At 62.9% G+C, this 12313-nt stretch carries 13 protein-coding genes; 11 read left to right on the top strand and 2 right to left on the bottom strand.

Annotation, left to right across the window (positions count from 1 at the left end; all coding sequences use genetic code 11):
- The first annotated feature begins 67 nt into the window (after positions 1-67).
- The 11 genes from ubiD to ubiB all read left to right on the top strand — a co-directional run bounded on the left by ubiD (position 68) and on the right by ubiB (position 10811).
- Positions 68-1534, top strand: a complete 1467-nt coding sequence (ubiD, locus tag J2T60_RS10495) for a 4-hydroxy-3-polyprenylbenzoate decarboxylase (RefSeq protein ID WP_253449660.1) — start codon at positions 68-70, stop codon at positions 1532-1534.
- A gap of 314 nt (positions 1535-1848) precedes the next feature.
- The gene (locus tag J2T60_RS10490) at positions 1849-2274 is read left to right on the top strand and encodes a CoA-binding protein (RefSeq protein ID WP_253449657.1); all 426 of its coding nucleotides are present in this window, start codon (positions 1849-1851) and stop codon (positions 2272-2274) included.
- A complete protein-coding gene (gene dapF / locus J2T60_RS10485; RefSeq protein WP_253449655.1) occupies positions 2275-3093 on the top strand; it encodes a diaminopimelate epimerase in 819 nt (272 codons plus the stop codon).
- Entirely contained in the window at positions 3090-3809 is a 720-nt protein-coding gene (locus tag J2T60_RS10480) for a DUF484 family protein (RefSeq protein WP_253449653.1), read from the top strand. The genes dapF and J2T60_RS10480 overlap by 4 nt, the downstream gene beginning before the upstream one ends.
- Positions 3784-4707, top strand: coding sequence for a tyrosine recombinase XerC (gene xerC, locus J2T60_RS10475; protein WP_253449651.1), 924 nt, complete (start codon positions 3784-3786; stop codon positions 4705-4707). Before J2T60_RS10480 ends, xerC begins: the two co-directional genes overlap by 26 nt.
- A gap of 71 nt (positions 4708-4778) precedes the next feature.
- Positions 4779-5318: an ATP-dependent protease subunit HslV gene (hslV, locus tag J2T60_RS10470; RefSeq protein ID WP_253449648.1), complete on the top strand. Its 540-nt coding sequence runs from the start codon at positions 4779-4781 to the stop codon at positions 5316-5318.
- Between the two features lie 57 nt (positions 5319-5375).
- Entirely contained in the window at positions 5376-6743 is a 1368-nt protein-coding gene (gene hslU, locus J2T60_RS10465) for an ATP-dependent protease ATPase subunit HslU (protein WP_253449645.1), read from the top strand.
- 222 nt (positions 6744-6965) lie between these two features.
- Complete coding sequence (locus J2T60_RS10460; protein ID WP_253449642.1) at positions 6966-7352, top strand: gamma-butyrobetaine hydroxylase family protein; 387 nt, start codon at positions 6966-6968, stop codon at positions 7350-7352.
- 443 nt (positions 7353-7795) lie between these two features.
- On the top strand, positions 7796-8548 hold the full coding sequence (ubiE, locus tag J2T60_RS10455; protein ID WP_253449639.1) for a bifunctional demethylmenaquinone methyltransferase/2-methoxy-6-polyprenyl-1,4-benzoquinol methylase UbiE: 753 nt from the start codon (positions 7796-7798) through the stop codon (positions 8546-8548).
- A complete protein-coding gene (locus J2T60_RS10450; protein ID WP_253449636.1) occupies positions 8545-9171 on the top strand; it encodes a ubiquinone biosynthesis accessory factor UbiJ in 627 nt (208 codons plus the stop codon). The genes ubiE and J2T60_RS10450 overlap by 4 nt, the downstream gene beginning before the upstream one ends.
- The gene (gene ubiB / locus J2T60_RS10445; RefSeq protein WP_253449633.1) at positions 9168-10811 is read left to right on the top strand and encodes a ubiquinone biosynthesis regulatory protein kinase UbiB; all 1644 of its coding nucleotides are present in this window, start codon (positions 9168-9170) and stop codon (positions 10809-10811) included. Before J2T60_RS10450 ends, ubiB begins: the two co-directional genes overlap by 4 nt.
- A 139-nt stretch (positions 10812-10950) precedes the next feature.
- Here the strand turns inward: ubiB and J2T60_RS10440 are convergent, their stop codons facing one another.
- On the bottom strand, positions 10951-11505 hold the full coding sequence (locus J2T60_RS10440; RefSeq protein WP_253449630.1) for a DJ-1 family glyoxalase III: 555 nt from the start codon (positions 11503-11505) through the stop codon (positions 10951-10953).
- A gap of 8 nt (positions 11506-11513) precedes the next feature.
- Complete coding sequence (locus J2T60_RS10435; RefSeq protein ID WP_253449627.1) at positions 11514-12311, bottom strand: divergent polysaccharide deacetylase family protein; 798 nt, start codon at positions 12309-12311, stop codon at positions 11514-11516.
- Between the last annotated feature and the right edge of the window lie 2 nt (positions 12312-12313).

The raw sequence follows: 12313 nt of genomic DNA, 5'->3' as shown, positions 1-12313 counted from the left end.
CGCCCTACTCCGTTCGGTCTCGCCTGATATCATTCCTCGACCATAATCACCACGCGAGTCATTGAGCATGCAATATAAGGATCTTCGCGACTTCATCAGCCAGCTGGAGAAACGTGAACTGCTGAAACGGGTCAGTCATCCGGTCAGCCCCGAGCTGGAAATGACCGAGGTTTGTGACCGAACCCTGCGAGCCGAGGGCCCGGCCTTGCTGTTTGAAAACCCCAGCGGCCACCAGACACCGGTGCTGGGCAATCTCTTCGGGACCACCGAACGGGTAGCCCTGGGCATGGGTGCCGAGTCCATCGAGTCCCTGCGCGAGATCGGCAAACTGCTGGCCTTCCTCAAGGAGCCCGACCCCCCCAAGGGCATGCGGGATGCCTGGGAAAAGCTGCCGATCTTTCGCCAAGTGATGAATATGGCGCCCAAGGTGGTGAAAAAGGCGCCCTGCCAGGCGGAGGTGATCGAGGGTGATGCGGTGGATCTGGCCAGCTTGCCGATCCAGACCTGCTGGCCGGAGGATGCCGGGCCCTTGATTACCTGGGGCCTGGTGACCACCCGGGGCCCGGATGGCGGGCGGCAGAACATGGGTATCTATCGACAGCAGGTGATCGGGCGCAATCGGGTGATCATGCGCTGGCTGGGGCATCGCGGCGGGGCCCTGGATTATCAGACCTGGCAGCAGAAACGTCCCGGTGAGCCTTTCCCGATCACGGTGACCCTGGGCTGTGATCCGGCCACCATTCTGGCGGCCGTGACCCCGGTGCCGGACCGGATTTCGGAATACGCCTTCGCCGGTCTGCTGCGGGGCGCCAAGACCGAACTGGTCAAGGCCATGGATTCCGATCTGCAGGTGCCGGCCTCGGCCGAGATCGTCCTGGAAGGCCATATCTATCCCGACGACACCGCCCCGGAAGGCCCCTTCGGCGATCACACCGGTTATTACAATGAAGTGGAGCGCTTTCCGGTCTTCACCATTGAACGCATCACCCACCGCTCGGACCCCATATACCACAGCACCTACACCGGCCGACCACCGGATGAGCCGGCCGTGCTGGGCGTGGCCCTGAACGAGGTCTTCGTGCCGATACTGCAAAAGACCTTCCCGGAGATCCTGGATTTCTACCTGCCGCCGGAGGGCTGCTCCTACCGCATGGCGGTGATCAGCATGAAAAAGCAGTACCCGGGCCATGCCAAGCGGGTGATGATGGGCACCTGGTCCTTCCTGCGTCAGTTCATGTACACCAAGTTTGTGGTGGTGGTGGACGAGGACGTGAATCCCCGCGACTGGAAGGATGTGATCTGGGCCATGACAACCCGCATGGACCCGGCCCGGGACACGGTGATGGTGGAGAACACCCCCATCGATTACCTGGATTTCGCCTCCCCGGTCTCCGGCCTGGGCTCCAAGATGGGCCTGGACGCCACCAGCAAATGGCCCGGCGAAACCACCCGCGAATGGGGCCGCGCCATCCACATGAGCGACACCATCAAATCCCGCGTCGACGACATCTGGGATGATCTGGGGATTGATTGACGGTTTGCGGTGGGTAGGGGTTGGGTTTTTGAACACGGAGGGCACGGAGGTTTCACGGAGAACACGGAGGGGATTATTGTTGAGAAGTAGCAGTGCCTTGTGGGAGCGGCGTCCGCCGCGATTGCCAGGGAGCTCTCTGTTTATCGCGGCGGACGCCGCTCCCACGAGCCTCCCCAACCCCCATCGCATTCCTCCGTGTTCTCCGTGAAACCTCCGTGCCCTCCGTGTTAGCAAAAACCAAACTACCTACAGGCTAGCGTGGTTCCGGGCACTGTGCCCATAATGACGGCGTGGTCGTTCAAAGGAGTGCCGGCATGAGTGAGTTTGAAAACCCGAGTGATGAGGCCATCGCCAAGCGATTGGCGGAGACCCGGCGGATTGCCGTGGTGGGCTTGTCGCCCAAGGAAGGTCGGCCCAGTCATGGCGTGGGCTCTGCGCTCAAGCGCCTGGGCTTCGAGTTGCTGGCGGTGCGCCCGGGCACCGATGAGGTGATGGGGGTGCCGGCGGTGCCCACCCTTCGGGATCTGCCTGACAAGGTAGATATGGCGGTGGTATTCCGCCGCCCGGAGCACGTGGCCGAGGTGGTGGATGATGCCATCGCCGCCAATATCCCGGCCCTCTGGCTTCAGGATGGCGTGGTGGATCGTGAGGCGGCAGAAAAGGCCCGCCAGGCCGGGCTCTTTGTGGTCATGGACCGCTGCATTTATCGTGACGGCGTCCCCTTGATGCAGGCGGGCTAAATGGATTTTTTCAAGATGCAGGGCCTGGGCAATGACTTTGTGGTCATTGATGCGGTGAAAACGCCGGTGACCTTGTCGGCGGAGCAGGTCCGCCATATCGCCCATCGCCGTTACGGCGTCGGCTGCGACCAGCTGCTGATCCTGGAAGCGGCCCGGGATGAAGAGAGCGATTTCTACTATCGGGTCTACAACGCCGACGGGGGCGAGGTGGCCCAGTGTGGCAACGGCGCCCGCTGCGTGGCCCGGCTGGCCATGGACCAGGGCCATATCGAGACCGGACCCGTTCGCCTGCGCACCCGCACCGGATTGATGCGGGCCGAGCCCGCCGAAGGTGGCCAGATCCGGGTGGATATGGGGCTTCCCCGATTCCAGCCCGTCGATCTGCCGGCCAAACTGGATGACAACCCGGCCATCATTCAAATCGAGGATCGGGCCCCCATGCTGCACCTGGTGGATATGGGCAATCCTCATGCCGTGATCCGTGTGGATTCGGTGCTTGATGCGCCGGTGGACAGTCTGGGCCCGGCCCTGGAGCACCATGCCGCCTTTCCGGAAGGGGTAAATGTGGGTTTCATGGTGGTGGACAACCCCGAGAAAGTCAGCCTGCGGGTCTGGGAACGGGGCGTAGGCGAGACCCTGGCCTGTGGCAGCGGCGCCTGCGCCGCGGTGGCTGCTGGACGCGTCGCCGGCTGGCTGGAATCCAGCGTAAAAGTAAGGCTGCAAGGCGGCGAACTCATGATAAGCTTTGAGGGAGACGGCAGGCCGCTGTGGATGCAGGGTCCGGCTGAATACGCATTCACGGGAAGCATCCGGCTATGAGCACTGAACGCAAACTGGGCAGTCAGGAACTTCAACCGGAAGAACAGGGTGTGGTGGACTACCTTACCGCCCATCCGGAGTTCTTCGACCAACATCCCGAACTGGTGAGTCGCCTGCGGGTGCCCCACGACAGCGGGGATGCGGTCTCTCTGGTGGAAAAACAGGTGGCCGTGCTGCGCCAGCAAAACCGCCAGCTGGAGCGACGCCTGGTGGATCTGGTGGAAGTGGCACGCAGTAATGACACCCTGATCGACCGCATGCATCATCTGGCCCTGGCCCTGGTAAATGCGGGAGACCGCCAGGAACTGTTGGCTGGAATCGACGAGGTCCTCCGAGCCCGCTTCAGCGCCGACGAGGTCATCATTTGCCTGTTCAGTGAACAGCATTCGGATGCCGGCCAGCTGCCCGCCCGGGTGGTGGCCCCGGATGATCCGGGCCTGTCGGCCTTTCGCAATTTCCTCAAGAATGCCCGTCCCCAGCTCGGTCGCCTGAGTACCGAGCAGCTGGCCTTCCTGTTCGGGGATCAGGCCGAGGGTCGGGTGGGTTCCGCGGCCTTGCTGCCCCTGGGCGCCGATGCCCGCCAGGGGATGATCGCCATCGGCAACCGCACCAAGGATCACTTCACCGCCAACCAAGGCACGGTGTTCCTGGAGCGCATGGCCGATCTCATCGCCACCGCCCTGGCCCGGCATGACGACCGCCGCCACCGCCGCTGAGGCCCTGCGGGCCGACAGTCAGCGCTATCTCGATTATCTGGCCCAGGTGCGGCGGCTTTCGCCGCGCACCCTGTCGGCCTATGGCCGGGACCTGGACGATTTTCTCGCCTGGCTGGACACCCAGGGCGTGGATGACTGGCTGATGGTGGACGCTCAGCATGTGCGGGCCTGGGCGGCCGGACAGCGCCGCCGGGGCCATTCCGGGCGCAGTATTCAGCGCCGTCTGTCGGCCGTGCGCAGCCTTTTTCGTTTCCTGATTCGAGAGCACAAGGCCCAGCACAACCCGGCCGACGAGATTACTGCCCCCAAATCCCCCCGCCGCCTGCCCAACACCCTGGACGCCGATCAGGTGGGGGCCCTGCTGGACATGCCCGCCGAGACGCCCCTGGCGCGCCGCGACAAGGCGGTGATGGAGTTGTTCTACGGGGCCGGCTTGCGGCTGGCGGAACTGGCCGGTCTGGACCTGGATTCAGTGGATTTCGCCGACGGCACCGTGCGGGTCACCGGCAAGGGCGAGAAAACCCGCATCGTGCCCATGGGGCGCAAGGCCGAAGCCGCCTTGAAGGCCTGGCTGCGGGACCGGGCGTCCATGGCGGATGTGGCCGAATCGGCGCTTTTCGTCAGCAATCGCGGTACCCGGCTCAGCCATCGCAATATCCAGGCCCGTTTGGCCCATTGGTCCCGTCAGCTGGGTCTGGATGTGCCCACCCATCCCCACCAGCTGCGACACAGCTTTGCCAGTCATCTGCTGGAGTCCAGCGGCGACCTGAGGGCGGTCCAGGAATTGCTCGGCCATGCCGATATCAGCACCACCCAGATCTACACCCACCTTGATTTCCAGCATCTCGCCCGCACATATGACAAGGCCCATCCCAGGGCCCGCCGCCGCAAGCCTTGAGATCGATCAGCGGAAGGGGCCTTGTCGGCTGACGTACAATCAATGCACTTTCCGGATTCTGGAGCAGACCAATGGAGCAGTATCGAGGCACCACCGTCCTTTGCGTGCGGCGTGGACAGGATGTGGCCATGGCCGGCGACGGCCAGGTCTCTCTCGGCAGCACCATCATGAAGGGCAATGCCCGCAAGGTCCGCCGCCTCTACGAGAACAAGGTGCTGGCCGGTTTCGCCGGCGGCACCGCCGATGCCTTCACCCTGTTCGAGCGTTTTGAGGGCCAGTTGCAAAAGCATGGTGGCAACCTCACCCGGGCGGCGGTGGAACTGGCCAAGGACTGGCGCACCGACCGGGCCCTGCGTCGCCTGGAGGCCCTGCTCTGCGTGGCCGACAAGGAAGTGTCGCTGATCATTTCCGGTAACGGCGATGTGATCGAGCCGGAAGGCGGCATCATGGCCATCGGCTCCGGCGGTGCCTTCGCCCAGGCTGGCGCCACTGCACTGCTGGCCAATACCGAACTGGCGGCCGCTGAGGTGGCCCAGAAGGGCCTGGAGATCGCCGCCGACATTTGTGTCTATACCAACCACAACATCGTGCTGGAGTCGCTGGCCGAATAAGCCCGGCGCGCCCTTGTGATGTCGCGATCAACGCCTTAATTGAGATTGGGAGTATCCATGTCGACCACACCCCCCATGATGACCCCGCGGGAAATCGTCCAGGAACTGGACCGTCACATCATCGGCCAGGACCAGGCCAAGCGCTCGGTGGCCATTGCCCTGCGTAATCGCTGGCGGCGGATGAACGTGGACGAAAAGCTGCGTCCAGAGATCACGCCCAAGAATATCCTGATGATCGGCCCCACCGGGGTGGGCAAGACCGAGATTGCCCGGCGCCTGGCCAAGCTGGCCGATGCCCCCTTCGTGAAGGTGGAAGCCACCAAGTTCACCGAGGTGGGCTATGTGGGCCGGGAAGTGGACTCCATCATCAAGGACCTGGTGGATGCCTCCATCAAGATGACCCGCGAGGCGGCCATGGAAAAGGTGCGTTTCCGGGCCGAGGAGGCCGCCGAGGAACGGGTGCTGGATGCCCTGCTGCCCCCACCCCAGTCGCGCCAGACCGGCTTTACCAACGAGCCCCAGCCGGAACAACGCCCGGCGGAGCGCAGCGAGACCCGGGAGAAATTCCGCAAGATGCTGCGCATGGGCGAGCTGGATGACCGCCAGATCGAGATCGAGGTCTCGGCCATGCCCCCCGGCGTGGAAATCATGGCGCCCCCGGGCATGGAGGAAATGACCAGCCAGCTCCAGAACATGTTTCAGAACATGGGTAATGAGAAGCGCCGCACCCGCAAGGTGCGCGTGCGCGAGGCCCTGCAGCTGCTTACCGATGAAGAGGCAGCCAGCATGGTCAATGAGGAAGAGATCAAGCACGAAGCCCTGGATAACGTGGAGCAGAACGGCATCGTCTTTTTGGACGAGCTGGACAAGGTCGCCTCCGGCCAGGAAAACCGGGGTGGGGCCGATGTCTCCCGGGAAGGGGTGCAGCGGGATCTGCTGCCCCTGGTGGAAGGGGCAGCGGTCACCACACGCCACGGCACGGTGCGCACCGACCATATCCTCTTCATCGCCTCGGGCGCCTTTCACCTGTCCAAGCCCTCAGACCTGATCCCCGAGTTGCAGGGCCGTCTGCCCATCCGGGTGGAGCTCCAGGCCCTGGATACCGCCGACTTCATTCGTATCCTCACCGAGCCTTCCGCTTCCCTGACCCGTCAGTACCGGGAATTGTTGGGCACCGAAGGGGTGGAACTGGACTTCACCGAGGATGGGGTCAAACGCCTGGCCGAGATTGCCTACCAGGTGAATGAAAGCACGGAGAACATCGGTGCCCGTCGTCTGCACACCATCATGGAGCGGTTGCTGGAAGAACTCAGTTTCTCCGCCCCGGACAAGAGCGGCACCCGGGTCAAGATCGACGCCGAGTATGTGGACAAGGCCTTGAAGGATCTGGCCGTGGACGAGGATCTGTCGAGGTATATTTTGTAGGAGCTACAAGCTGCAAGCTTCAAGCTACAAGCGATCCTTCCAGGGTTCTTGATGGTGTTTATAGTGCCTGAGTTGGCGTGATGAGCTTGTTACCTTAATGGTTGGAATCCATGCTCCCGGCAGCTTGCAGCTTGCAGCTTGCAGCTTGCAGCTTGCAGCTTGCAGCTGGCGGGGCTCGAAGCCCCACTCACTGAAACCCGCAACAAAACCACCGGAATCACCATGAGCGACAACACGCCCCAAGCCCCCCGCCCCACCGACATCATCTATCACCGCCAGTCCAAGGTGCTGGAAGTGGCGTTCAATTCCGGGGAACGCTTCGAGATGCCGGCGGAATACCTGCGGGTCTATTCTCCCTCGGCCGAGGTGCGCGGCCATGGCGGGCCCATGATGCTGGTCACCGGCAAGGAGGAGGTGGCCATTGAACGCATCGAGCCGGTGGGCAATTACGCCGTCCGCCTGGTCTTCGATGACGGCCATGATTCCGGCCTCTACGGCTGGCAATTCCTCTACGAGATGGGCCGCGACTTCGAAAAGAACTGGGCCGACTACAAGGAACGCACCGCCAAAGCCGCCAAAGGCGGCGTCGGCCGCCACCCCGGCAAATAAGCCTTCTATCGTCCTGCCGAACAATCGCGGATAAATCCGCTCCTACGGAGACGCATCGGCTCGTAGGAGCGGATTTATCCGCGATTGGGTTTTGGGGGGTAGCGGGTTGGGGGGTTGGAACACGGAGGACACGGAGGAGCCACGGAGAGCACGGAGAGGGGGTGTTGTGGGAGGGCCATTCCTGGCCCGACTTTTCCGCTGGCTTTGCGATTATTCGCTGAGCTGGCTGCGGGAGCGGCGTCCACCGCGACTCCTAGGAAGCTTGCTGTTTATCGCGGCGGACGGCCGCTTCCACACCCCATTGCATTTCTCCGTGTCCTCCGTGCCCCTCCGTGATCTCCGTGTTCCAAAACCCAAACGCCTTCCCGGGAAGGACGCCAAGCGATACCCCACGCCCCGCGTCAGCCTTGCTAGAATGAGGGCCCATTACGGAGGAGGTGGTCATGGCTGAGCAGGAGCGGGAGACCGTTGATTTCGGCTATCAGGAAGTGCCCCTGGGTGAGAAGGCCCGGCGGGTGCGCGGGGTCTTTGATTCCGTGGCCGAGCGCTATGACCTCATGAACGACCTCATGTCCGGTGGCCTGCACCGGGCCTGGAAGGCCTTTACCCTGTCCCGGACGAGCCTTCAGCCGGGCCAGCGGGCCCTGGATCTGGCCGGCGGCACCGGGGATCTCAGCCGCGGCCTGCTCAAGCAGGTGGGCGATGAGGGCCGGGTGGTGCTCTCCGACATCAATGCCGCCATGCTCAGCCGGGGCCGGGATCGTCTGGTGGACGAGGGGGCCGGCAACAATCTCTCCGTGGTCCAGGCCGATGCCGAGCGGCTGCCCTTCCCGGACCACCATTTTCATTGCCTGACCATGGCCTTCGGTCTGCGCAATGTGACCCGCAAGGAAAACGCCCTGGCCGAGATGTACCGGGTGCTCAAGCCCGGCGGGCGGCTGCTGATTCTGGAATTCTCCCGGCCCAATGACCTGATCCGGCCCTTCTACGATCTCTACTCCTTCAAGGTCCTGCCCCGCATGGGGCAATGGGTGGTAGGGGACGGCGAGAGTTACCGCTATCTGGCCGAATCCATTCGCAAGCACCCGGACCAGCCCACCCTGGGCGCCATGATGGAGACGGTGGGGTTTGAACGGGTGAACTGGTTTGATCTTACCGGCGGTGTCGTGGCCCTGCATCGGGGGTACAAGCTATGAAGATTCCGCATATGCTGCTGACCACTCTGGAACGCTCCATCAACCGGGTACTGGCCACTGCGGCCGGCGGGCCGGCGGCGATTCAGGGCCTGGATGGCAAGGTCCTTGAGCTTTATCTCAGTGATCTGGATCTGAGCGTCTGGGTCGCGTCCAATGGCCGTAGCCTGCGCCTGTCCGCGGTGGACCCCGGGCATCAGGATCTCAAGCTCTCCGGTCGGGCGCCGGAATTGCTCAAGGCGGCTCTGGAAGGCCGGGCCGGCGGGCAGTTCCCCAGCGAGGTGACCGTGGAAGGCAATATGGATACCGCCCGCCAGGTCCAGCATCTCCTGAAGGCCCTGGACCCGGATTGGGAAGAGGCACTGGCCGGCATCACCGGGGATGGCGTGGCCCATGGCCTCGGACAAGCGGCCCGGAACGGGCTGCGCTGGGGCCGGGAGACCGGCGATGCCTTCTCCCGCAACCTGGCCGAATACCTGCGTGATGAATTGCGGGTGGTACCCGACCGTAGCGAGATGGATGCCTTCATGGATGCGGTGGACCGCCTGCGGGAGGACGTGGACCGTCTTGCCGCCCGCATCGACCGCTTCGGTTCCGGTGAACGTCGCCGGGGGCCGCGCTCTTGATTCGTCCCCGCCATTTCATTCGCCTGATTCATATCCAGTGGGTCCTGGTCCGCCACGGCCTGGACGAGGTGCTGTTCGCCACCCGGGTATTTCGCCCCTTCCGCTTTCTACTGTTTCTCGCACCCTGGACCTGGTTCGGGCGCCGCAAGACGCCCCGGGCGGTCCGAATTCGCTTGGCCCTGGAGGATCTGGGCCCGATCTTCATCAAGTTTGGCCAGATGCTCTCCACCCGCCGGGATCTGCTGCCGGGGGATATCGCCGATGAGTTGGCCCGCTTGCAGGACCGGGTTCCGCCCTTCTCCGGCGAGCAGGCCCGCCGGATCGCCGAGCAGGCCTGGGAATTGCCCGTGGCCGAAGTCATGCACGACTTCAATGAGACGCCTCTGGCCTCGGCCTCCATTGCCCAGGTCCATACCGGGCGTCTGATGACCGGCGAGGATGTGGTGATCAAGGTGCTGCGTCCCGGCATCGAGCGTCTTATTCGCCGCGACATCGCCCTGATGTATCTGATCGCCCATCTGGCCCAGCGCTACTGGAGTGAGGGGCCCCGCCTGCGGCCGGTGGAGGTGGTGGCCGAGTACGAAAAGACCATCATCGATGAACTGGACCTGATGCGGGAAGCGGCCAATGCCTCCGAGTTGCGCCGTAATTTCAAGGATTCCGCCATCCTTTATGTGCCGGATGTGGAATGGGATCTCTGCCATCCCAATGTGATGGTGATGGAACGCATCAACGGGGTGCCGGTCAGCCACATCGATCGCCTGCGTGATGCCGGCGTGGACATGAAAAAGCTCTCCGAGCGGGGCGTGGAGATCTTCTTCACCCAGGTCTTTCGCGACAACTTCTTCCACGCCGATATGCACCCCGGCAATATCTTCGTGGACATCAGCAACCCGGCCGATCCCAAATACCTGGCGGTGGACTTCGGCATCGTCGGCACCCTCAATCCCCGGGACCAGCATTACCTGGCCGAGAACTTCCTGGCCTTTTTCAACCGGGATTACCGCCGGGTGGCCGAGCTGCATGTGGAATCCGGCTGGGTGCCGGCCAGCACCCGGGTGGATGAATTCGAGGCGGCCATCCGCACCGTCTGCGAGCCCATTTTCGATCGGCCCCTGAAGGAGATTTCCTTCGGCAAGCTGTTGCTGCGTCTCTTCCAAGTGGCCCGTCGTTTTCAGATGGAGGTTCAGCCCCAGCTGGTGCTGCTGCAAAAGACCCTGCTTAATATCGAGGGCCTGGGTCGTGAGCTGTACCCGGACCTGGATCTCTGGCAAACCGCCAAGCCTTTCCTGGAAAACTGGATGCGTCAGCAGGTGGGGCCCCGGGCAGTGTTTTCCCGCTTTCGAGATGCCTTGCCGGAACTGGGCGATGCCCTGCACCGGGTGCCGGTGCTGGCCGAGAGTGTGTTGACCCGCATGGAGAAAGGGGAGCTGGATTTCGCCGCCCACAGCCGCCAGTTCACCGATATCCAGCGGGACAATCGCCGCCAGCATCGGGCTACCCGGGCGGTGATCGGCGGTGGCAGCCTGATCGTGGCCGGTGGTTTCACCCTGGGCACCGTTCCTCTCTGGGCCAGCGTGAGCGGGGGCGTGATCGGCGGCCTGCTGTTGCTGTTCGGCCTTTATCGCGGCGAGAAGTAGGAGTCAGACCATGTGGCGACCCCAGCCTCGAACCATTCTCATCATCGCCATCATCATGGCCGTGCTGTTTGTCTTGGCCCGGGTCGGCAGCGCTTGGTAAGGGCTTGAAACACGGCTACGTTGACCGTCGGGTGTTGATTCAGGGCCGCTGCAGGCGGCCCTCCACTTCATCCCGCTTGGCCTTGCCGGCCAGCTGTTCAATGAGATGCAGGGCAAAGTCCATGGCCGTGCCCGGCCCTCGGGAGGTGATCACCTTGCCGTCCTGGACCACCGACTCTTCCACGTAATCGCCTACCTGATCGGCACTGTCATCCAGAAAGCCGGGAAAACTGGTGGCTTTTTTGCCCTTGAGCAGGCCCGCCTCGGCCAGCACTTTGGGCGCGGCACAGATGGCGCCGGTAAATTTCTTCGACTCGGCCATTTTTTTCAGCAACGTCATGATCCGTTCGTCTTCCTGCAGATGCCCGGCACCGGGCATGCCGCCGGGCAGGACCACCATGTCGTAATCCAGGTTCAGGGCCTCGTCCAGCCCCATGTCCACGCCCAGGCGAATCCCGTGATTGCCGGTTACCGCGGTGGCATCCAGACTGGCAATGGTGACGTCCAGTTCGGCCCGCCGCAGCAGGTCGATGATGGTGACCGCTTCCAGTTCCTCACAGCCCTCGGCCAAGGGCACCAGAATCCGTTTGCTCATAAGCTGATTTATTCCTCCTGATTCAGAATGTAATCATTCATCGGAAATGCGGCCTCTCGACCGATGAGCTCGGTGATGGAGATGAGTTGAATGCCGGTTTCCAGTTCCAGCCAGGGCAAGCGACGGCTCAGCACCTCTACGGTCTCGGGGTAGGGATGGCCAATGACCACTGCTTCGCCGTGGTCGTGGGCGATGCGAATCGCTCTCTCCAGTTCGGCTTCAATGGCATCAATGTCTTGATCGGAATCCAGAAAGATGTCTCGCTGAGTTGCCGGCACGGACTGTTCTTGCGCCATCTTCATGGCCACGCTCTGTGTTGTGGTGCGGCTGTCGACGAAGAATAGGCCCGCCTCATTCAGCTCTTCCATCAGCCAGGTCATGGCGCCGGGATGACGAGTGAGCAGACTGCCCATGTGATTGTTGACGCCGACGGCGCCAGGGACCGAAGCCAGGCTTTCGCGAAAGGTCTCGCGAAAGGTTGCCTCATCCATATCCAGTTCCAGTCGTCCGGGGCCCAATAGTTCATTGAAGGACTCGGCCTGGAGCGGGATGTGCAGCATCACATCCTTGTCCTGCTCCTGGCAGCGCCGGGCGACGAGGGCGCCATGGGGGGTATGAGGCAAAATCGCGCAACTGAGCGGCACCGGCAGATTTACTACCTGAAAGTCCAGGTCTGCCCGATCTCCCAAGTCGTCAATGATCACGGCCAGGCGTGGCTGCGGATGCTGGGCGGGCGGCTGATCGGCCCAGGCGGTGCTGGTAAACAGCCCGCTCAAAAAGAATACCAACGCAGATGCTTGAAACATTC

It is taken from the genome of Natronospira proteinivora (assembly GCF_024170465.1).
In the GTDB taxonomy this organism is placed as follows: Bacteria; Pseudomonadota; Gammaproteobacteria; order Natronospirales; family Natronospiraceae; genus Natronospira; species Natronospira proteinivora.
The sequence above is the reverse complement of the archived record's forward strand: the minus strand, read 5'-3'. Positions and strand labels throughout refer to the sequence as shown.

What these genes read in the sequence shown, in the direction of transcription:
- ubiD (WP_253449660.1), top strand. Translation starts at nt 68, where the DNA reads ATGCAATATAAGGATCTTCGCGACTTCATCAGCCAGCTGGAGAAACGT.
- J2T60_RS10490 (WP_253449657.1), top strand. Translation starts at nt 1,849, where the DNA reads ATGAGTGAGTTTGAAAACCCGAGTGATGAGGCCATCGCCAAGCGATTG.
- dapF (WP_253449655.1), top strand. Translation starts at nt 2,275, where the DNA reads ATGGATTTTTTCAAGATGCAGGGCCTGGGCAATGACTTTGTGGTCATT.
- J2T60_RS10480 (WP_253449653.1), top strand. Translation starts at nt 3,090, where the DNA reads ATGAGCACTGAACGCAAACTGGGCAGTCAGGAACTTCAACCGGAAGAA.
- xerC (WP_253449651.1), top strand. Translation starts at nt 3,784, where the DNA reads ATGACGACCGCCGCCACCGCCGCTGAGGCCCTGCGGGCCGACAGTCAG.
- hslV (WP_253449648.1), top strand. Translation starts at nt 4,779, where the DNA reads ATGGAGCAGTATCGAGGCACCACCGTCCTTTGCGTGCGGCGTGGACAG.
- hslU (WP_253449645.1), top strand. Translation starts at nt 5,376, where the DNA reads ATGTCGACCACACCCCCCATGATGACCCCGCGGGAAATCGTCCAGGAA.
- J2T60_RS10460 (WP_253449642.1), top strand. Translation starts at nt 6,966, where the DNA reads ATGAGCGACAACACGCCCCAAGCCCCCCGCCCCACCGACATCATCTAT.
- ubiE (WP_253449639.1), top strand. Translation starts at nt 7,796, where the DNA reads ATGGCTGAGCAGGAGCGGGAGACCGTTGATTTCGGCTATCAGGAAGTG.
- J2T60_RS10450 (WP_253449636.1), top strand. Translation starts at nt 8,545, where the DNA reads ATGAAGATTCCGCATATGCTGCTGACCACTCTGGAACGCTCCATCAAC.
- J2T60_RS10440 (WP_253449630.1), bottom strand. Translation starts at nt 11,505, where the DNA reads ATGAGCAAACGGATTCTGGTGCCCTTGGCCGAGGGCTGTGAGGAACTG.
- J2T60_RS10435 (WP_253449627.1), bottom strand. Translation starts at nt 12,311, where the DNA reads ATGTTTCAAGCATCTGCGTTGGTATTCTTTTTGAGCGGGCTGTTTACC.